Raw genomic sequence first — 21,142 nt, 5'->3', positions numbered from 1 at the left:
GGCTCAGCGGTTGGATTTGATCTTGCTCCAGGAACGGGTCATCTGCCGCAGGATCCCTGGGCTCTGCATCGTCGACACATACAGCCGATCCAGCACTTCCTGGGGCGGGTAGATCTCGGGGTTTTCCACCAGGCTGTCGTCCATGAACGCCTTGGCATCCGGATTGGCGTTGGCGTAGCCGACCGAGGCGCTGACCTTGGCGATCACCTTGGGGTCCATCAGGTAGTTGATGAACGCCAGCGCCTGCTCGGGGTTCTTGGCGTCCTTGGGGATGGCCAGCAGGTCGAACCAGATGTTGCTGCCTTCCTTGGGAATGCTGTAGGCAACCTTGACGCCGTTGCCAGCTTCCTCGGCGCGGTGCGCGGCCTGCAGCACATCGCCGGAGTAGCCGAAGGCCACGCAGACATCACCGTTGGCCAGGTCCGAGACGTACTTGGAGGAGTGGAAGTAGGTGATGTACGGGCGCAGCTCCAGCAGGCGGGCTTCGGCCTTGCGGTAGTCATCGGCCTTTTCGCTGCGTGGGTCCAGGCCCAGGTAGTTGAGCATGGCCGGGAACAGTTCGTCGGGCGAGTCCATGAACGCCACCCCGCACTGCTTGAGCTTCTTCAGGTTCTCGGCTTCGAACAACACCGCCCAGGAGTCGACCTTGTCGATGCCCAGCACCGCCTTGACCTTGTCGACGTTGTAGCCGATGCCATTGGTGCCCCACAGGTAAGGCACGGCGTACTCGTTGCCGGGGTCGTTCTGTTCCAGCTGCTTGAGCAGTTTCGGGTCCAGATGCCGCCAGTTCGGCAGCTTGTCGCGATCCAGCGGCAGGAACGCGCCGGCCTGGGCCTGGCGGGCGAGGAAATGGTTGGAGGGCACGACCACGTCGTAGCCGGTACGTCCGGCCAGCAGCTTGCCCTCCAGGGTCTCGTTGGAATCGAAGACGTCATAGACCACCTTGATCCCGCTGCTGGCCTGGAAGTCGGCCAGGGTGGTGTCGCCGATGTAGTCGGTCCAGTTGTACACGCTCACCGTCGGCTTGGCCTGGACGGTGGCGCCGAACAGCAGGGCGAAGGTTGCGGGGATCAGGATGGGCAAATGACGCATGTCGACACCTCGTTGGTCTTTTTCTTGGTCGTGGTATTAACGGTGGATCGGTAATGCGGGCAGGCTCTGTCGGGACAACGTGGGAGCGGGCTTGTCCCGCGATTGGGCTGCTGGCCTTGTCGCGGGGCAGGCCCGCTCCCACAAGATGGTCAGACGCTCAGCAACAGGAACTCCCGCTCCCACGAGCTGATCACGCGCTTGAAGTTCTCGTGCTCGGCGCGCTTGACCGCGACGTAGCCCTGGACGAACTGCTGCCCCAGGTATTCGCGGACCACCTCGCAATCTTCCATGTGCTGCAGCGCATCCTCGATGGTGATCGGCAGGCGCAAATTGCGCCGCTCATAGGCGCGACCCTGTACCGGCGCGCTCGGTTCGATCTTCTCGACCATGCCGATGTAGCCGCACAGCAGGCTCGCGGCAATGGCCAGGTAGGGGTTGGCGTCGGCGCCCGGCAGGCGGTTCTCCACGCGCATCGCCTCGGGGCTCGAGGTCGGCACGCGCAGGCCGGCGGTGCGGTTTTCCTCGCCCCACTCGACGTTCACCGGCGCGGAAGTGTCCGGCAGGAAGCGGCGGAACGAATTGACGTTCGGCGCGAACATCGGCAGCAGCTTGGGAATGTACTTCTGCAGGCCACCGATATGGTGCAGGAACAACTCGCTCATGCTGCCGTCTTCATTGGCGAAGATCGGCTTGCCGCTGGCGATGTCGATCACGCTCTGGTGCAGGTGCATGGCGCTGCCCGGTTCGTCGGTGATCGGCTTGGCCATGAAGGTGGCGGTGACGTTGTGCTTGAGCGCCGCCTCGCGCATCGTGCGCTTGAACACGGTGATCTGGTCGGCCAGGTCGAGTGCGTCGCCGTGGCGGAAGTTGATCTCCATCTGCGCCGGACCGTCTTCGTGGATCAGCGTGTCCAGGTCCAGGCCCTGGAGCTCGCACCAGTCGTAGACGTCCTCGAACAGCGGGTCGAATTCGTTGGCGGCATCGATGGAGAACGACTGGCGACCGCTTTCGGCGCGGCCCGAGCGGCCCAGCGGCACCTGCAGCGGCAGGTCCGGGTCTTCGCAGCGCTGGGTCAGGTAGAACTCCATCTCCGGCGCGACGATCGGCTGCCAGCCTTTGTCGGCATACAGCTTGAGCACCTTCTTCAGCACGTTGCGCGGCGACAGCTCGATGGGGTTGCCCTGCTTGTCGAAGGTGTCGTGGATGACGATCGCGGTCGGTTCGATGGCCCAGGGGATCTGGTACACCGCCGTCGGGTCGGGACGGCAGATCATGTCGATATCGGCGGCGTCGAGCAGGCTGTAGTAGATGTCGTCATCGACGTAGTCGCCGGTGACGGTCTGCAGCAGCACGCTCTCGGGCAGGCGCATGCCGCGTTCGTGGAGGAACTTGGCGGTCGGGGCGATCTTGCCGCGGGCGATGCCGGTCAGGTCGCTGATCACGCATTCGACTTCGGTGATCCGGTGTTCTTTCAGCCAGGTGGACAGCTGATCGAAGGGGGCGTTCATACAGACCTCTTGGTTGGGTTGTTGTGGTGGGACGCAAGGCGCTCGTGCCGTAGGGCACTTCCCACAGGTGACGCTGAGGGCTATCTTGGGCGCTGCCCCTCGGGGCGATCTATCCACTTTTTTCGCCGTTGAATGCACCAAAAGAGTGCAATAGGACAGTGCGTGAACACGCCAACCGCCTTGCAGGTCCAGGATTTCCGTACCACCGACGTGACCGAACAGACCCGCGCCACCCCTGGCTGGCAGCAGCAGTACCGGCAGATGTCCCCCGGGCATTTCAACGGTCAGCTGCGCTGGCTGGCGCTCGAGGGCGTCGAGGTATACGAAGAGCGCTTGAACACCCGGGTCGAGCAGTTCTTCCGCGCCCCCAGTGGCGCTCTGGCGTTCTGCTTCGACCGCAGCGAGAACAGCCTCTACCTGCTCAACGAAGACAGCCGCAACATCTGGATCACCCCGGAGAACTACCAGGAAGTGGCGGTGGTGTTCGAGCAGCCGTTCCTCGCCAGCCATGGGCTTGATCCGGAGCGTCTGCGCGGCCTGTTCATGGTGCCGCTGACCTGCCAGCAGACCGCGCTGTTCGGTAATTGGCTGAGCGCCACGCTCAGCCGTCTGGGCCAGGCCGACTGCCCGCTGGAGGGCAGGGCGCTGGCCGAGCAGTTGCTGGAGGACTGCCTGTTCATTCTCGACAACGCCGGGCAGCGCTTGCAGGGCGACGCCCTGGGGCGGCGCGACGAGGAGCGGACGATCATGCGGCGGGTCAGCGAATGGGCCGCCGACTGTCCCGACGAGACGCTCAACCTGGTGGAACTGGCCAAGGTCGCCGGGGTCTCGGTGCGTCAGTTGCAGCAGGCCTTCAAGGGCTTCACCAACCTGCCGCCGGCGCATTGGCTGCGGCTGCGCCGCCTGAATGGCGCGCGGCGGGATCTGCTGGCGGGGGACGCGACCGTGGCCGAGGTGGCCATGCGCTGGTCATTCTGGCACCTGGGGCGGTTTTCCGAGAGCTATCGGCAGCTGTTCCAGGAGTTGCCCAGCGACACCCTGAAGCGGGTGCGGGGGCGCTAGCAAAGGGGCAGGGCAAGCCCGCCCCCAAGCTGTTCAGTTGCGATCCAGCCACACGGTCTGGGCATTGGTGAACTCGCGCACGCCGAAGTGCGAAAGCTCACGACCGAAGCCGCTTTTCTTCACGCCACCGAACGCCACGCGGGGGTCGGAGGCGCAGTAGCCATTGATGAACACGCCACCGGTGTCCAGCGCCGTGGTCATGCGTTCGGCCAGGGCGTAGTCGGCGGTGTAGATGGTCGAAGCCAGGCCGAACTCGCTGTCGTTGGCCAGTTCGACGGCATGGTCGGCGTCGCGGGCGCTGATGATCGCCGCCACCGGGCCGAACAGCTCCTGCTTGAACGCCGTCATCTCGGGGGTGACGTCGGCGAACACGGTCGGTGCGTAGAAGTTGGCCGCGCCCTCGATCTTGTGCCCGCCCAGCAGCAGGGTGGCGCCTTCGGCGAGGGTCGCCTGAACTTGGCCGTCAAGCTCGTCGCGCAGGTCGAAGCGGGCCATCGGGCCGATGTAGGTGTCTTCCTCCAGCGGGTTGCCGAGCTTGAGCGCGCGCGTCGCCTCGACGAACTTGGCGGTGAAGGCCTCGACGATGCTTTGCTCGACGATCAGGCGCTTGGCCGCGGCGCAGACCTGGCCGGTGTTCTGGTAGCGGCCGATCACCGCGGCCTTCACCGCGGCATCCAGGTCGGCGTCGGCCAGCACGATGAACGGGTCGGAGCCACCCAGCTCCAGCACGCACTTCTTCAGCGCGGCGCCAGCCTGGGCGCCGATGGCCATGCCGGCGCGCACGCTGCCGGTCAGGGTCACGGCGGCGATGCGTGGATCGTTGATCGCGCGGGTGACACCCTCGGGAGCGACGTTGAGCACTTCGAACACGCCCTCGGGCAGGGCGGCGCGCTTGAACAGGTCGGCCAGCAGGTAGGCACTGCCCATCACGTTCGGCGCGTGCTTGAGCACGTAGGTGTTGCCGGCCAGCAGCGCCGGCACGGCGCCGCGCAGCACCTGCCAGATCGGGAAGTTCCACGGCATCACGGCGAGGATCGGGCCCAGCGGGCGGTATTCGATGCGGGCCTTTTCGATTTGCGTGGGTTCAGGGGCGAGCATCGCCGGACCGTGTTCGGCGTACCACTGGCACAGCCCGACGCACTTGCTGACCTCGCCACGTGCCTGGGCGATCGGTTTGCCGATTTCGCGGGCGATCATCTGGGCGAAGGCTTCGGCGTTTGCCTGCAGGGCCTGCCCCAGCGCGACCAGGTATTCGCTGCGCTGCCCCAGCGACACCTTGCGCCACTGGTCGTAGCCCGCCTTGGCGCGTTGCAGCGCCGCGTCTTGTGCGGCGTCGGTGTCGAAGGCGTAGTGGCCGATCCGCTCGCCGGTATAGGGGTCGACGGAGATGGCGTGGGTCAGGCTGCTGATCTCGCTCATGGCAGGACTCTCATTGTTTTGATGGGGTGAGCCCAGACTAGTGGTGGCGCGCTTTAATGAAAACTGAATAATAATGAGCGAAACATTCACGTTTGGAGAATGACCGTGGACCTGGTGCAACTGGAGATCTTCAAGGCCGTGGCCGAGCACGGCAGCATCAGCGCGGCGGCCCAGCAGATCCATCGCGTGCCGTCGAACCTGACCACCCGTATCAAGCAGTTGGAAGAAGACCTGGGCGTCGAATTGTTCATCCGCGAGAAAAGCCGTTTGCGCCTGTCGCCGGCGGGCTGGAATTTCCTCGAATACACCCGGCGCATTCTCGACCTGGTGCATGAAGCGCGCCTGACCGTGGCAGGCGAGGACCCCCAGGGCACCTTCGCCCTGGGCTCGCTGGAGAGCACGGCGGCGGTGCGCATTCCGGCCCTGCTGGCGGCCTACAACCAGCGCTATCCCAAGGTCGACCTGGACCTGTCCACCGGCCCGTCCGGGACCATGCTCGAAGGCGTGCTGTCCGGGCGCCTGGTCGCGGCGTTCGTCGATGGCCCGGTGCTGCATCCCACGCTCGAAGGCGTGCCGGTGTTCGAGGAGGAGATGATGGTCATCGCGCCGCTCAACCACCCGCCAGTCACACGGGCGAGGGATGTCAACGGTGCGAGCATCTACGCCTTCCGCGCCAATTGCTCGTATCGCCATCATTTCGAGAGCTGGTTCGTCCACGACCAGGCGGTGCCGGGCAAGATCCACGAGATGGAGTCGTACCACGGCATGCTCGCCTGCGTCAGTGCCGGTGCCGGGCTGGCCATGATGCCGCGCAGCATGCTCGACAACATGCCGGGGTGCAGCACCGTGAGCGCCTGGCCGATGGCCGAGGATTTCCGCTACCTGAAGACCTGGCTGGTGTGGCGGCGAGGCACTGTGTCGCGCAGCCTGAGCATGTTCATCCGGCTGCTGGAGGAACGTGGCGGATCGGTCGGCACCGACTAACGGTGCCGATCGCCTCGAACGGTGGCGCCACGCGAGTATCCAAAGTGTGTAGACCACCCCTGGAGGGAGGAACACGCCATGCGCACTCATCACTACGGGCTCTGCGCAGCGCTGCTGCTGGCGCTGAGCATGCCCTGGACCCTGGCCGCCGCCGACCCGGGTGCCCCGGTCGACCCGCAGGGCGTGCAGCTGCAGGCGCAGGAGCAGAACGGTGTCCGCTACCTGCAAGGCGGTATCGGCCAGGATGAAGCCAATGCCCTGCGGCGCACCCCCGGCTACAACCTGCACATCACCTTGTCCACCGGCGCTGAAGGCAAGTTCCAGAGCGGTGCGACCCTGGCCATCGAGTCGGCCCAGGGCAATCAGGTGCTGGCGCTGCAGGACGTCGGCCCGCTGATCTACGTGCAACTCCCCCCTGGGCACTATCGGGTGACGGGCAGCGCCGATGGCCAGACCGTGCGCCAGCAGGTGGTGGTGGACGGCAAGGCGCCGGCGCGGGTGGATCTGAACTGGCGCTGAAACATGCGCGGTGGCATGCGAGGCTTGCCAGCAATGGATGATCTGCAACGCTGTCTTCAAGAGCTCGACGATGACGGCTACACCTTGATCCCCGGTGTGCTGGATCCGTCGTGCATCGCCTTGCTGCGCTGCGCCATCGATGACCTGCGCCCCATGCACTGGGACTACCAGGGGCTGCTGGAACACTACAAGTGCGTGTTCAACCGCGACCCGCTGTGGCTGCCGTTTCTCGACCTGGCGCCGCTGATCGACGTCGCCGAGGCGGCCCTTGGCCGTGACTGCCACATCATCGGCCAGACCGCCTGGCGCAGCCATCCTGGGTACGCGGGCATGCCCCTGCACCTCGATTACCTGCCCATGGCATTGCCCGCCTGGCTGTGCGCGCATGAGCGTTTCACGCCACCGGCGCAGATCATCACCGCGCAGCTCTATCTGTGCGATATCGATCAAGCGCTGGGGCCGACCCTGATCGTGCCCGGCAGCCAGCGTGCCGGGCGTGCGCCGCACCAAGACGAAGCGGCCTGGCTAGGGCAGGGGGCTTGCCCGATCCTGTGCCGGGCCGGTGACGCGCTGCTGTTTCGCAGCGATGCCTGGCATGGCGGGGGCGCGAACCGAAGCGTCGGGCAAGTCCGCGACATGCTCCAGGTGCATTATGGGCGGCGGATGGTGGCGCAGAAGTTCTCCCCTTATCTGACCTGGCGCTTCAATCCCGACGTGCTGGCCACAGCCACGCCGCGCCAGCGTAGGTTGCTGGGGGAGCACGAAGAGTCGGAATACGACTGAACGCATGCATGGAACGCTGTGTCCTTAGCCAATGGTGGCAAAGGCCTTTCAACTTTCAGATTATTCGGACGATAATCCAAGAAGTATTACCACTTGTTGCGCGGTCGGGATGTGCCGTCGACAGGTGCACAACGAGGGGCCAAGCCCCCGCTTGCCACAGGCCCGCACGGTCGCGAAGCGGGCCTGTCCGTGAAGACCATCAGGAGAAGTCATTGATGAAAACCCGTCTCGCCACCTCGCTGGCCGCCGCTCTGCTGGCTTTCGCCGGCGCCAACCTGGCCCAGGCCGCGCAGGTCTCCGGTGCCGTCGGCGCCACTGGCCAGGGCGACATGACCTACCGCGTCGGACTGTCGTTCGATTGGGACAAGAAATGGCTGGAAAGCAGCACCGGCCACCTGACCGGCTACTGGGACGCGGCCTATACCTATTGGGAAGGTGGCGAGGCCAGCGGCGCCCACTCGCTGTCCTTCAGCCCGGTGTTCGTCTATGAGTTCAGCGGTTTCACCTATACCCCGTTCATCGAGGCCGGCATCGGCCTGGCGGCATTCTCCAAGACCGACGTGGGCGACCAGCGCCTGGGGTCGTCGGTCAACTTCGAAGACCGCATCGGCTTCGGCCTGAAGCTGCCGGCCGAGCAGAAGGTCGGTATCCGCGCGATTCACTACTCCAACGCCGGCCTCAAGCAGCCGAACGACGGTATCGAATCGTACTCGCTGTTCTACAGCAAGGGCTTCTGATCCCTATCACCGAGCGCATGTCCCACAGGGAGCGCACTGACCCCAAGCCTTGCGCAACTCCTGTGGGAGCGGGTTCACCCGCGAAGCAGGCGACGCGGTGCTTGGGTCTGCTTCGCGGGTGAACCCGCTCACTGGGGTATTTCAACGCACGGCCTTGATCGCCAGCACATTGCACAGCGGATGCTCCAGCACATGCGCGGTGGTGCCGCCGAGGAAGGTCTGCAGGGCGTCATGGCGGTGATTGCCCATGACGATCACATCGACCCGGCTGGCGGCGATGTACTGGGTGATCGCCTTGATCGCCGGGCCTTCGAGGAAGTGCCGGCGCTCCAGGTCGATCTGGTGATGGTCGCCCAGGCGGTTGAACGCCGTGCGCTGCGCCGTGCGCACGCTGGCATCGAAGCCTGGCATGGTCACCGTGCCGGCGCCGAAATCGGCGATATGGGTCTTGACCGCATCGCACACGTGCAGCAGGTGCAGCTCGGCATTGCACTGCAAGGCCAGGGCATGGGCACTGCGGATCACCTGCTGGTCCAGATGCTCACCTTCGCCATGGCTGTTGAGGTCCACCGCGGCGGCAATCTGCCGTGGCAGGGGCAGGCGGATCTCGCTGACCAGATGCACGGCCACCGGGCTGTCCTTGAGCAGTTGCCAGTCCAGCGGGGTGACCAGCAGGCGCTTGAGGATCGGCTCGTGCTGGACGTCCTTGACCAGCAGGTCGCAGCCCAGGCGTTCGATCTGTTCGAGCGCACTGCCCAGCGGATCACGGGTCAGCAGCAGCTCGGTGGACACATCCAGGCCTGCGCCGCGCAATTGCTCGGCCTCGTCGGCCAGCCACTGGCGGTTGTGTTCGAGCAGGCGCTCGCGTTCGCGCCCGTCGCTCATCAGGCCGAAGGTGTCGACATCGTCGACGAAGACGTTGATATCCAGCAGGGCGCCGCTGGACTCGGCGAGCGCGGCGGCCCTTTGCAGGGCTGGCGTGTGGCGCATCTGCGGGCCGAGCATGACGAACAAACGCTTGAACTGGCTCATCTCACACCTCCACGTGTGGCAGCCCCCCGTTCATGCCTGGTCTGTGCGGCCCCGTCGTGCATTGCGGCGTGGCGCGGTCCTTAGAGTCTAGCTGTTTGTGGCAGCGGGTTTGCCCGCCGCCACAGGGATCGAGCCCGCCTTGGAGTAATCCCGTCAAGGTGTTCGCCGTTAGAGTTGCAGCGCCTATGAGATCGAGCGCCGCCCGCGCGGCGCATCGCGACGCAAGGCCGCTCCTACATCTGTTTCGGGCCAGTCTCTCCTGTGCCATTACCTGGTCCGCCTTGTTGGTACGACGCGGTATCAAGGTGGGCACTGCTGGCGCCTCGCCTGACTTGAGGCATGCACCAAGGCGGGCAACCATGGCCTCACAGGTTCGGCACGTTGCAACAAATGTAGGAGCGGCCTTGCGTCGCGATGCGCCGCGCGGGCGGCGCTCGATCTCATAGGCGCTGCAACTCTATCGGCGAACACCTCAAGGCCCTTGCTCGATCAACATCCCGCGCCGCAAAGACCTTGAAATGCATGTGCCTCAGAGCGGGTAGTGCTTGAGCTCGCGGGCGATCAGCATGCGCTGGATCTCGCTGGAGCCCTCGTAGATCTGGGTGATCCGCGCGTCGCGGTAGTACTTCTCCACCGGATAGTCCTCCAGGTACCCGTAGCCGCCATGCACCTGAATGGCCATCGAGCACACCCGCTCGGCCATCTCCGAGGCGAACAGCTTGGCCTGCGAAGCTTCGGACAGGCACGGCTTGCCGGCCGTGCGCAGACGCGCGGCGTGCAGGATCAGCAGGCGCGCGGCGTTGATCCGTACCTGCATGTCAGCCAGCAGGTTGGCGATGCTCTGGTGTTCGTTGATCGGCTTGCCGAACTGGATGCGCTCGCGCGAATACAGCAGCGCGGCCTCGAACGCCGCCCGGGCGATGCCCAGGGCCTGGGCGGCGATGCCGATGCGCCCGCCTTCGAGGTTGGACAGGGCAATGGCCAGCCCCTTGCCTTGTTCGCCAAGCAGGTTGGCGGCGGGGATACGGCAGTCATCGAGGGTCACGGCGCAGGTGTCGGAGGCACGGATGCCCATCTTGTGCTCGCTGCGGTCGACCTTGAAGCCGGGGTTGTCGGTGGGCACCAGGAACGCCGACAGGCCTTTCTTGCCCAGCTGTGGGTCGGTCACGGCGAAGACGATCGCCAGCTTGGCCCGTCGGGCGTTGCTGACGAACTGCTTGGCGCCGTTGATCACCCAGTGGCCGTCGACCAGCTCGGCGCGGGTTCGCAGGTTGTGGGCTTCGGACCCTGCCTGGGGTTCGGTCAGGCAAAAGCAACCGATCACTTCGCCACTGGCCAGCTTCGGCAGCCAGGCCTGCTGCTGCTCCGGCGTGCCGTAGGCCAGCAGCGGGCCGCAGCCGACCGAGTTGTGAATGCTCATCATCGCGCCGGTGGCGCCATCGGCCGCGGAGATCTCCTCGACCGCCAGGGCATAGGCGACGTAATCGGTGTAGCTGCCGCCGAACTGTTCCGGGGCGACCATGCCGAGCAGGCCCAGCTCGCCCATCTTGCGCACCACCTCGTTGTCGATCCAGCCGGCCTTTTCCCAGGCCTGGGCATGGGGCGCGATCTCGCCGCGGGCGAAGTCCCGGGCCATGTCGCGGATCATGATCTGCTCTTCGCTCAATTCCAGGTCTTGCATCTGTGTACTCCCGGGCTCACAGGCCTTCGAAGAATTGGTCGACCCGCTGGCGAGTCAGGCCCGCGAGGGTCGGCGGGTTCCAGCGGGGTTGCTTGTCCTTGTCGACGATCAGCGCGCGCACGCCTTCGATGATGTCGCCATGTTCGAACCACTGGCGATCGATGTGCAGCTCCATGGCGAAGCAGTCCTCCAGGGCCAGGTGGCGGCCCCGGCGCAGCAGTTCGAGGGTGACGGCCATGGCCAGGGGCGAGCGAGTCTCCAGCAGGTCGGCGGTGTCCAGCGCCCATTGCCGGGTATCGCCGATGCTCACGGCGCGCAGCTGCTCGATGATGCTCGGCAGGTCGGGCAGGGCGAAGAAGTGGTCGATCACCGGGCGCAGTTTCGCCAGCGGTGCGTCCGCCATGGTCTGGGTGCCCAGCCTGGCGAGCAAGCCTTGCAGGTCCTTGAGCGGGTTGGCGCCGAACGTCAGGCGATCGAGCCCGTCATCCAGGGCGGTGAGCTTTTCGCTGTCCAGGTACCAGTCGGCCAGCCCGCAGTACAGTGCGTCGGCGGCCTTGATCTGGCTGCCGCTCACGCCCAGATAGATGCCCAGCTCGCCGGGCACGCGGGGCAGGAAGTAGCTGCCGCCGACATCCGGGAAGTAACCGATGCCCACCTCGGGCATGCCCAGGCGGCTGCGCTCGGTGACGATGCGCAGGTCACAGCCCTGGGCCAGGCCCATGCCGCCGCCGAGGGTGAAGCCGTCCATCAGCACCAGCACCGGTTTGCGGTAGCGGTGGATGCACAGGTCCAGGGCGTATTCCTCTTCGAAGAAGCTGTGGTGCAGCGTGTCGCCGGCCTTGAAACTGTCGTGCAGCGAGCGGATGTCGCCACCGGCGCAGAAGCCCTTGGGCCCCTCGCCACGCAGCATCACGGCATGTACCTGCGGGTCCTGGGCCCAGCGGTGCAGGTGTTTCTGCAGGCTGCGCACCATGTCGAGGGTAAGGGCGTTGAGCCCGGCGGGGCGATTGAGGGTGAGGTGGCCAATGTGGTTGCGGACCTCGGCCAGTACCTGATCCGTTGCCGAGGGTTGAGCGTGCGCGGTCATCGCGGTCTCCCTGCCTTGTTATTGATTTTCCAGATGAAGTCTGGGATGCGCGGGCGGATCGCTGGATCCTGTCATGCGAATTTGCCTTGCACAATTGGCAAATCTGCAGGGCGATGCTGCATTTTTGCGTGGCTGGCGCAGCCCGGACGGTCCGCTCACTTTACCGCCGAGACAGCTGTCGGCAACAGGCTGCTGACGGATTGGCGGGATGCTTCGGCGGCTGATGACCAGCCGCCGCCCAACGCGGTATAGAGGTTCACCTCGGCAACCAGTTGCGCCAGGCGGTCGCCGATCAGGCCTTGCTGGGCACTGAACAGCTCGCGCTGGGCATCGAGGAAGGTCAGGCTGCTGTCGACGCCTGTGCGGTAGCGATTCTGCGCCAGGTCGTAGTAGCGCTGGCTGGCCGCCACCAGGTCACGCTGGGCCTGCAGTTGACGCTGGTAGGTGGCGCGCGCCGCGAGGCCGTCGGACACCTCCTGGAAGGCTGTCTGGATGGCCTTTTCGTATTGGGCCACCTGAATGTCCTTCTGCAGGCGGGCATAGTCCAGGCTGGCCCTGAGATTGCCGGCATTGAACAGTGGCAGGCTGATCTGCGGCTGGAACAGCCAGCTTCCCGAGCCACCCTTGAACAGGTTCGACAGCTCCAGGCTGGAGCTGCCGGCATTGGCGGTCAGGCTGATGCTGGGGAAGAACGCGGCGCGGGCCGCGCCTATGTTGGCGTTGGCGGCCAGCAGTCGATGTTCGGCCTCGCGGATGTCCGGGCGGCGCTGCAGCAGTTGCGACGGCAATCCAGCCGGCATCTGGGCGATCAGCTCGCTGGCCAGCGGCAGGGCGGGCAGGGTGTCGGCCACCGGGCCGCCGACCAGCAGCGTCAACTGGTTCAGGTCCTGGGCCGCCAGCCGGCGATAGCGCGCCACGGCGGCGCGGGTGCTGTCGACCCGGGTCTGGGCCTGGATCTGGTCGAGCGCCGACAAGGTACCGGTGCGGCGTTGGCGGGTGGTCAGGCGCAGGCTCTGCTCGTCGGCGGCCAGGGTACGCCGGGACAGCTCCAGCAGCTCCTGGTCGGCCCGCCAGGTCAGGTACACGCTGGCGACGCTGGCCACCAGGCTGAGCTGCGCGCCACGGCGCGCCTCCTCACTGGCCAGGTAGCTTTCCAGGGCCTGCGCGCTGGCGCTGCGTACCCGGCCGAACAGGTCCAGCTCGTAGGCACTGATGCCAAGGTTCGCCGCGTAGCTGGACCTGATCATGCCGTCGCGACCGCCCGTCATGCTGCGCGGCAGGTACTGGCGCTGGCCATTGGCGTTGGCGGTGACGGCGGGCAGCAGCTCGGCGCGTTGGATACGGTACTGGGCGCGACTGGCCTCGACATTCAGCAAGGCCACGCGCAGGTCGCGGTTGTTGGCCAGCGCCATGTCGATCAGCTGGCGCAGCGCCGGGTCCTGGAACACCGCCTGCGATTGCCCCGCGATTGTGCCGGAGCTGGCGTCGGAATAGGCCGGGCCACTGGGGTACTGGCCGGCGACAGGGGCGTGCGGGCGCTGGTAGTCGGGGATCAGGCTGCAGCCAGCGATGGCCGCGGCCAGCAGGGCAAGGGGCAATCCACGCATGGGCTCTTCCTTGAAAATTCAGGCACCGGCCATCCAGCGCGCCAACCCATGGCGGCCACTTACGCCGAGCTTGGCCGTGGCGCGCTTGAGGTAGGTCTCCACCGAGCTGTTCTTGACGTTGAGCCGTTGCGCCATCTGCGGCACGGTGCCGCCGGTCAGCAAGCCCAGGCACACCTCCTGTTCGCGCGCCGACAGGCTGATGGCGCCCTGGGCCAGGCGCTCACCGAAGGCCGCGCGCAGCGACCCCGGCGACAGCACCGGCATGAGCTGTGCGCAGAACGCGCGCTGTCGGACCGGCTGCCGCAGGGCGTGGTGCTCGACCAGCGGCAGCAGGGTGTCGGACAGGCTCTTGAGCAGGGACAGCTCGGCCAGGGTGAAGGCGCGCTGCTGGAGCAGGCGATGGCAGCCGATCAGCCAGCGGCGCTCGCCGCTGCATGACACCAGGCTGCACTGGTAGGCGCTCTGCGCCTGATAGCGCCGGCCCAGTGGCCGACGTGTCTGGACCAGCACCGGATCGTCCATCTGCAGGATGCTCTGCAGCAATGTGTCGGGCGGATCGTCACGTGGTGCGGATGGCTCGCCGGTCCCGGCAAAGCCCAGTGGCACGATGCGCTCGACACGGGCCTGGCGGCTGTCGAGCGTCCACTCGCTGAGGGTCAGCTGATGGATCGGCACCAGGGCATCGACCAGTTTGAACATCTGTCCGGCAAAATCATCGTCGCCACTGCTGGCTATCAGTTCGCCCAGTTGCAGGTACAGGTGCGGGGCGTGGTGTTGCGCCAGGCTGTCGGTCAGCTTCATAGAGGTCTTCTTCCTTGATTCGCGGCTTGCGGTGGATGGTCTCGTGGTCGAGTCCTCTCCTTCGAGGTCGGGGATGGCGGTATTCAAGCCGCCGGGGAAGGGCGGCGTCTGTAATGGAATTCCGGGACAGAAAATGCCACGGCTGGCGGGGCGCGCCAGGGGCCTGGCGCGCGGCAGGAAAGCCTGCAACCAGCAGGAAGTCGACAAATTGGCGCCATCAAGCCGTGAGATGTCGGATTTTTTCCGTGCCAGGCGCCCGACGTAAGTCGCTGGGCGGCTTGCGCCATGGCTAATCTCCTACACAAGAATCAGCGACCTGGACCGCTGATCCGCGGTGCCCGGGCGTGTCCGGGTTTCGGGGGCCATACAGTCGGCAAGGGGCAGTGCTTGAATCCGCGGACGATCAATCGCAAGGATGTCCACGCCCATGGCTGTCACCGACACTTTCCCCCTGACTTCCGCCCAGCGAGACATCTGGCTGGACCAGATCAGCCATGGCCAGTCGCCGCTGTACAACATCGGCGGCTATATCGAGCTTGACGGCGCCATCGACGTCGGCGTGCTGGAGCAGGCGTTGAACCATCTGGTGGCGTTGCACGACAGTTTGCGCACAGTGCTGCAGATCGGTGACGACGGCTTGCCGTTGCAGCGCTTCGACGCCGGCTTGACCCTGGCCCTGCCGGTCATTGACCTGAGTGATCGGATCGAGCCCGAAGCGAGCGCGACAAGGTTGATGCGAGAGCGCATGCAGCAGTGCTTTGTGTTGCAGGGTGGGCCGCTGGCACGCTTTTTCCTGGTTCGTCTGCGGCCCGGGTGCCACTGGCTCGCCGGCCAGGCGCACCACCTGATCATCGATGGCTGGGGCTTCGACCAGCTGTTCGACACCTTGGGTCGCTACTACGGGCTGCTCGCCAGCGGATTGCCTCTGCCCGCGTCGGCACCGTCCTACCGGGCGTTCATCGGCGACGACAGCGCCTACCAGGCTTCACCTCGCCAGGCCCGCGATCGCGCCTATTGGTTGGCCAGGTACCAGACCGTGCCGGCGCCCCTGGTGCTGGCGAAGGCGCGTGCCGATACCGATGCGCGGGCACCGAGCCAGGCACTGGACCTGCCGTTCGAACCCAGGTTGCTGGCGCGCATGCGACAGCTGGCCGGCGAGCTGCAAGCGTCAGCCTTCCATGTGCTGCTGGCGGCCCTGCATGTGTGCTGCGTGCGTACCTGGCAGCGGGACGAATGGGTGGTCGGGATACCGGTGCGCAATCGCGCCAACGCACAGTTCAAGGCGACCCTGGGGTTGTTCGCCCAGGTCAGCGCCTTGCGCATGGACTTTGCCGACGCGCTGCCGTTCGCCGAATTGGTACGCGCGATCCGCGATGCCCTGAAACAGGATTTTCGCCACCAGCGCCTGGCCTTGAGCGAGCTCAACCGTGGCTTGGGCTTGCTGCGCGAAGCGCGCGGCCAGCTGTTCGAACTGAGCCTGTCCTATGAAGAAGATGCCAGCGCGCTGCGTTATGGCGACGTACCGGGCCGCAGCGTCAAGGTGTGCAACAGCCACGAGCCGACCCCCTTGGCCCTGCACCTGCGCAGCAACCGCCAGACTGGCGAGGCCTGGCTGCATCTGGTGTTCAATCTCGGCTGGTTCGACGCCGGCGAGATCAAGGCGCTGGCGGCGCGGCTGCTGCATGTGCTGGACCAGGGGTTGGCATCGCCCGATCTGCGCGTCGCGCAGTTCGACCTGCCGACCGCCGCCGAACACGCACAGCTGCGGGACTTCGCTCACGGTCGTCGCACGGCGGCCGACGAACGTTGCATTCATTGGCGCATCGCGCAGCAGGCAGCGAGCGCGCCCGACGCCATCGCCGCCTGGCATGAAGGCCGTAGCCTGAGCTACGGGGAGCTGAACGCGCGCGCCAACCACTTGGCCGAGCGCCTGATCGACCTGGGCGTGCTGCCCGAGGACCGCGTCGCGATCTGTGCCGAACGCGGCCTGGAAACCCTGGTCGGGCTGCTGGCGATTCTCAAGGCCGGCGCGGGCTACGTACCGCTGGACCCGGCCCATCCCGAGGCGCGCCTGGCCTACCTGCTGCAGGACAGCGCGCCGAAGGTGCTGTTGACGCGGTCCGCGCTGATGTCCCGGCTACCGGCCGACGGGCCGCCGCGATTGACGCTCGATCAAGGCATCCAGGCGCGCGCGGTCTGTCCCAAAGTGCGGGGCCTCGGCAGCGCCAACCTGGCCTATGTGATCTACACCTCGGGCTCCACCGGCCAACCCAAGGGCGTCATGGTGGAGCACGGCATGCTCGGCAACCTGGTCGACTGGCACCGCCGCGCGTTCGACCTGCGCGCGGGTGACCAGGTGTCCTGCCTGGCGGGCTTTGGCTTCGATGCCATGGCCTGGGAGGTCTGGCCGGCGCTGTGCAGCGGCGCCACCCTGCACCTGGCGCCGGTGCGCGAGGGGCCCGAGGATATCGATGCCTTGCTGCGCTGGTGGCGCGCCCAGCCGCTGGATATCAGCTTCCTGCCCACCCCGGTGGCCGAGCACGCCTTCGTCAATGGCCCGGACCACCCGACCTTGCGCACCTTGCTGATCGGCGGCGATCGCCTGCGCGGCCTGGCCCGCAATCCGCGCCACGCCGTGGTCAACAACTACGGCCCCACCGAAGCCACCGTGGTGGCCAGCTTCGGTGCCGTGCATGCCGGGCAAGCGCTGCACATCGGCGGACCGGTCGACAATGCTTGCCTGTATGTGCTCGATGAGCACCAGCGCTTGTCGCCGCCCGGGGTCGCCGGTGAGCTGTACATCGGTGGCAGGGGCGTTGCCCGGGGTTATCTCGGCCGCCCGCAAATGAGCGCCGAGCGTTTTCTCGACGACCCGTTCGACGACGCCCCCGGCGCGCGCATGTACCGCAGTGGCGACCTGGTGCGCTGGCAGGCCGACGGCACCTTGGAGTACCTGGGGCGTAATGACGAGCAGGTGAAGATCCGTGGCGTGCGGGTGGAGCTGGCCGAGATCGAGACCGCCCTGGCCCGTCATGGCGCCGTGCAGGAGTGCGTGGTGCTGTTGCAGGATGGCCAATTGACCGCCTGGTTCATCGGCGTGGCAGAGGTGGAACCACGCGAGTTGCACGAGCACCTGGCCGGGCGCCTGCCGGCGGCGTTGCTGCCAAGCGCCTACGTGGCGCTGTCGCGCTGGCCGCTGACCGCCAACGGCAAGCTCGACCGCCAGGCCCTGCCGGCGCCCACCGAGCAGGCCAGCGTCCGCCGCGCCTACAGCGCGCCCATCGGTGTGACCGAGCAGCGCCTGGCGGCGCTGTGGGCCGAGTTGCTCGGCGTCGCGCGGGTCGGTCGGCACGATCACTTCTTCGAGCTGGGCGGGCACTCGCTGTTGGCCGTGCAACTGATCGAGCGCATGCGCCGCGAAGGCCTGCATGCCGATGTGCAGGTCCTGTTCGGCCAGCCGACCCTGGCCAGCCTCGCGGCGTCGGCCAGCGCCAATGGCGCTCCGACGCTGCCAGATAACCGAGTACCTGCCGGTTGCCAGCGCATCACCCCCGACATGCTGGCGCTGACGACACTCGAGCAGTCGGCCATCGAGCGCATCGTCGCTGGCGTGCCCGGCGGCGCCGCCAACGTGCAGGAGATCTACCCGCTGGCGCCCCTGCAGCAAGGTCTGCTGTACCACCACATCAGCGACGCCCGCGATCCCTACCAGCAACAGGCGCTGTTCGCCTTCGCCAACCGCGAGGCCTGGCAGGCTTTCGCCCAGGCCCTGCAGCAGGTGATCGAGCGCCACGATATCCTGCGCACCAGCCTGGCCTGGGAGGCGCAGGCGCAACCGCAGCAAGTGGTCTGGCGCCACGCCGAGTTGCCGGTCGAGGTGCTCCCCGCCGGCGAAGATGCCGAGGCCCGGCTCAAGGCGCGGGGCCAGGCGCTGGACCTGCGTCGCGCGCCGATGATGGCCCTGAGCGTCGCCGAGGCGCCGGAACAGGGGCGCTGGCTGGGCCTGCTGCGCTTTCATCACCTGGTCAACGATGCGCTGTCCCTCGAACTGCTGATGAGCGAGTTGCGCGCCGTGCTTGGCGGGCAGGGGGGCGATCTGCCGGAGCCGGTGCCTTATCGCAATTTCGCCGCGGCGCATGCCGCGCCTGGCCGTGAGCAGCGGCACGAAGCGTTCTTCCGGCAGATGCTCGGCGACCTCGAGGCGCCTACCCGGGTGCTCGGCGTGGCCGGGCTGCCCGTTGCGCCCGAAACGCTGCAGACCTTGGAGCAGCCGTTGCCGCCGCGTTTGACCCAAGGGCTGCGGCGACTGGCACGCAGCGCCGATGTCAGCCTCGCCAGCCTGTTCCACCTGGCCTGGGCCCAAGTACTTGGCAGCCTCTCGGGCAGCGACGAGGTGGTGTTCGGCACGGTGCTGCTGGGGCGGCTGGCGGCGGGCGAGGGCGCCGAGCGGGCGCTGGGCATGTTCATCAACACCTTGCCCCTGCGCGTCAGTCTGGTGGGGCGCACGCTCGGCCAGGCCCTGGCGGACACCCACGAACGCCTGGCCGCGCTGCTGGCGCACGAGGATGCGCCCCAGGTGCTGGCCCAGCGCTGCAGCGCGTTGCCTGCGGGCGCTCCGTTGTTCGACAGTCTGCTGAACTTCCGCCATGGCACGCGACAGCGGATGGCGCGGTTGCCCGGGGTGGAGCTGCTGGACGCCAGCGAGGTGGTCAGCCAGCCGCTGATGCTCGCGGTCGACGATCTTGGCCAGGTTCTCCAGCTGAGCCTGCGGGCACCGCGCAGCCTGGGCGTCGAGCGATTGCTGGGCTACCTGTCCACCACCCTGGAGGGCCTGCTCGAATCAGATCTGGACACGCCGCTGACGCAACTGTGCAGCGTGCCTGCCAGCGAACTGCACGCACTGCTGGTCGAACTCAACACCACCGAGGACCCGCGCAGCCCTCTGGGACAGACCTGGCCCGCGTTGTTCGCCCGACAGGTGCAACGTACCCCCGATGCCATTGCGCTGCAGGCCGGCGAAGACAGCCTCAGCTACCGCCAGCTCGACGCTCGGGCCAATCGCCTGGCCCACCACCTGATCGAACTGGGCGTGCGCCCCGATACTCGGGTGGCGATCTGCATCGAACGCAGCCTGGCACTGCTGGTGGGCTTGCTCGGCATTCTCAAGGCGGGTGGCGCCTATGTGCCGCTGGATCCCGGATACCCGGACGAACGCCTGCGCTACATGCTCGCCGACAGCGCGCCGCTGGCAGCGCTGGTACATGACGCTACCGCAGGCCTGCTGGCCGGGAGCGACGTTGCCCAGGTCAATCTGGATCGTGAAGACTGGCGGCGCTTCTCGGAACAGGCGCCGCAGGTCCCTGGGCTGAACGCCCGGCACCTGGCCTATGTGCTCTACACCTCAGGCTCCACCGGCACGCCCAAGGGGGTGATGGTGGAGCATCGAGGCTTGTGCAACCTGATGCACTGGGGATCGGGCCTGTGCCCGCCAAGGCCGGGCGATGCGTTGCTGCAGCGCGCGCCGTTCAGCTTCGACGGCTCGGTGTGGGAGTTGTTCTGGCCACTGGCGGCAGGGCTGCGTCTGGTGCTGGCGCGGCCGGATGGCCACCGCGACCCGCTCTACCTCGCCGAGCTTATCCGGCAACGTGCGGTGACCACCGTCAAGTTCGTACCAGCCCTGCTGCATCAGTTCCTTGAGGTCGAGGGGGTGGAGCGCTGCACCAGCCTTACCGATATTTTCTGTGGCGGCGGCGAACTGACCCTGGCCCTGGCCAACGCAGTGCGCCAGCGCCTGCCGCGGGTGCGTCTGCACAACGTCTACGGTCCCACCGAAGCCACCGTCGACAGTACTGCCTGGACCCTGGAGCCCGATCAACCGCTACCGGCCAGCGCTCCGCCGATCGGTCGGGCGATCTGCAATACGCGGCTGTACCTGCTCGATGCCCATGATCGCCCGGTGCCGTTCGGCGCGGTGGGGCAGTTGCATATCGGCGGTGTCGGCGTGGCGCGCGGCTACCTCGGCCTGCCGGCCTTGCAGGCCGAGCGCTTCATCGCCAGCCCGTTCGTGGCCGGCGATCGGCTGTACCGCAGCGGCGACCTGGCGCGCTACCGCGAGGACGGCGAACTGGAGTTCCTGGGTCGCAACGACTTCCAGCTCAAACTGCGCGGGTTGCGGGTCGAGCCCGGCGAGATCGAGGCACAGCTGGCGAACCATCCAGGCATCGAGCAGGCGGTGGTGCTGATGCGCGACGAGCGTCTGGTGGCCTACTTCACCTGTCGCGCCGGCCAGGCCACGCCTGGGCCGCAGGTGCTGCGCAGCCATATGCTGGCCCGCCTGCCGGACTACCTGGTGCCGTCGGCCTTCGTCGCCCTGGCGCAGTGGCCGTTGAGTCCCAGTGGCAAGGTCGATCGCCAGGCGCTGCCCGAGCCTGGCCCAGAATCGATCATCAGCCGGCAGTACGTTGCCCCCGAGGGCGAGCTGGAGACCGCCCTGGCGCAGATCTGGGGCGAGGTGCTGCGCATCGAGCAGATCGGCCGCGACGACAACTTCTTCGAACTGGGCGGGCATTCGCTGCTGGCCGTGAGCCTGGTAGCGCGCATGCGCCAGGCCGGCCTGCATGCCGACGCGCGGAGTCTGTTCAGCCAGCCGACCCTGGCCGCCCTGGCGGCCAGCACACGCTTGCAGCAGGCCCAGGTCGAGGTGCCGCGCACCACCATACCCGGGTTGCAGGCGCGCCGCCGGCTCTGATGCCCACAGGTGAACCCGCTCCCACAGGACTGGACCGCACGGCGTGCGCCGAGCACGGTCGTCGTGGGCGCGGGTTTGCCCG

General features: G+C 66.8%; 14 protein-coding genes. 6 read left to right on the top strand and 8 right to left on the bottom strand.

Translation table 11 applies throughout. The features are described from left to right. Positions 1–3: 3 nt before the first annotated feature. Together ACYUME_RS14075 and ACYUME_RS14070 are read right to left on the bottom strand one after the other, a co-directional pair. Entirely contained in the window at positions 4–1,092 is a 1,089-nt protein-coding gene (locus ACYUME_RS14075; RefSeq protein ID WP_279882253.1) for a polyamine ABC transporter substrate-binding protein, read from the bottom strand. 149 nt (positions 1,093–1,241) lie between these two features. Further along, a complete protein-coding gene (locus tag ACYUME_RS14070; RefSeq protein ID WP_279882255.1) occupies positions 1,242–2,600 on the bottom strand; it encodes a glutamine synthetase family protein in 1,359 nt (452 codons plus the stop codon). Positions 2,601–2,762: 162 nt separating this feature from the next. On the opposite strand from ACYUME_RS14070, the gene ACYUME_RS14065 reads away from it, so the two are divergent. Beyond that, entirely contained in the window at positions 2,763–3,662 is a 900-nt protein-coding gene (locus tag ACYUME_RS14065) for a helix-turn-helix domain-containing protein (protein WP_279882257.1), read from the top strand. Between the two features lie 33 nt (positions 3,663–3,695). On the opposite strand, the gene ACYUME_RS14060 is transcribed toward ACYUME_RS14065, so the two are convergent. Beyond that, complete coding sequence (locus tag ACYUME_RS14060) at positions 3,696–5,081, bottom strand: aldehyde dehydrogenase family protein (protein ID WP_460415204.1); 1,386 nt, start codon at positions 5,079–5,081, stop codon at positions 3,696–3,698. 105 nt (positions 5,082–5,186) lie between these two features. Here ACYUME_RS14060 and ptrR point away from each other — a divergent pair, with 105 nt between their 5' ends. From ptrR to ACYUME_RS14040, 4 genes are all read left to right on the top strand, one after another. After that, positions 5,187–6,065: a putrescine utilization regulator PtrR gene (gene ptrR, locus ACYUME_RS14055; RefSeq protein WP_279882260.1), complete on the top strand. Its 879-nt coding sequence runs from the start codon at positions 5,187–5,189 to the stop codon at positions 6,063–6,065. Between the two features lie 78 nt (positions 6,066–6,143). Continuing rightward, entirely contained in the window at positions 6,144–6,584 is a 441-nt protein-coding gene (locus ACYUME_RS14050) for a carboxypeptidase regulatory-like domain-containing protein (protein ID WP_279882262.1), read from the top strand. Positions 6,585–6,617: 33 nt separating this feature from the next. Further along, positions 6,618–7,367: a phytanoyl-CoA dioxygenase family protein gene (locus ACYUME_RS14045; RefSeq protein WP_460415202.1), complete on the top strand. Its 750-nt coding sequence runs from the start codon at positions 6,618–6,620 to the stop codon at positions 7,365–7,367. A 215-nt stretch (positions 7,368–7,582) separates the two neighbouring features. Then, positions 7,583–8,104, top strand: coding sequence for an acyloxyacyl hydrolase (locus ACYUME_RS14040; protein WP_279882266.1), 522 nt, complete (start codon positions 7,583–7,585; stop codon positions 8,102–8,104). Between the two features lie 141 nt (positions 8,105–8,245). Here ACYUME_RS14040 and ACYUME_RS14035 read toward each other — a convergent pair whose 3' ends face one another. From ACYUME_RS14035 to ACYUME_RS14015, 5 genes are all read right to left on the bottom strand, one after another. Continuing rightward, positions 8,246–9,136, bottom strand: coding sequence for a universal stress protein (locus ACYUME_RS14035; protein WP_279882268.1), 891 nt, complete (start codon positions 9,134–9,136; stop codon positions 8,246–8,248). A 529-nt stretch (positions 9,137–9,665) separates the two neighbouring features. After that, the gene (locus tag ACYUME_RS14030) at positions 9,666–10,817 is read right to left on the bottom strand and encodes an acyl-CoA dehydrogenase family protein (RefSeq protein WP_460415200.1); all 1,152 of its coding nucleotides are present in this window, start codon (positions 10,815–10,817) and stop codon (positions 9,666–9,668) included. A 16-nt stretch (positions 10,818–10,833) separates the two neighbouring features. After that, complete coding sequence (locus tag ACYUME_RS14025; RefSeq protein ID WP_460415198.1) at positions 10,834–11,904, bottom strand: enoyl-CoA hydratase/isomerase family protein; 1,071 nt, start codon at positions 11,902–11,904, stop codon at positions 10,834–10,836. 155 nt (positions 11,905–12,059) lie between these two features. Next, positions 12,060–13,511: an efflux transporter outer membrane subunit gene (locus ACYUME_RS14020; RefSeq protein WP_279888444.1), complete on the bottom strand. Its 1,452-nt coding sequence runs from the start codon at positions 13,509–13,511 to the stop codon at positions 12,060–12,062. Positions 13,512–13,529: 18 nt separating this feature from the next. Continuing rightward, the gene (locus tag ACYUME_RS14015) at positions 13,530–14,312 is read right to left on the bottom strand and encodes a helix-turn-helix transcriptional regulator (protein ID WP_279888445.1); all 783 of its coding nucleotides are present in this window, start codon (positions 14,310–14,312) and stop codon (positions 13,530–13,532) included. A 427-nt stretch (positions 14,313–14,739) separates the two neighbouring features. Between ACYUME_RS14015 and ACYUME_RS14010 the strand changes: the two genes are divergently transcribed. Further along, entirely contained in the window at positions 14,740–21,060 is a 6,321-nt protein-coding gene (locus ACYUME_RS14010; RefSeq protein ID WP_460415195.1) for an amino acid adenylation domain-containing protein, read from the top strand. Positions 21,061–21,142 lie beyond the last annotated feature (82 nt).

It is taken from the genome of Pseudomonas sp. microsymbiont 2, assembly GCF_054788395.1.
The sequence above is the reverse complement of the archived record's forward strand: the minus strand, read 5'-3'. Positions and strand labels throughout refer to the sequence as shown.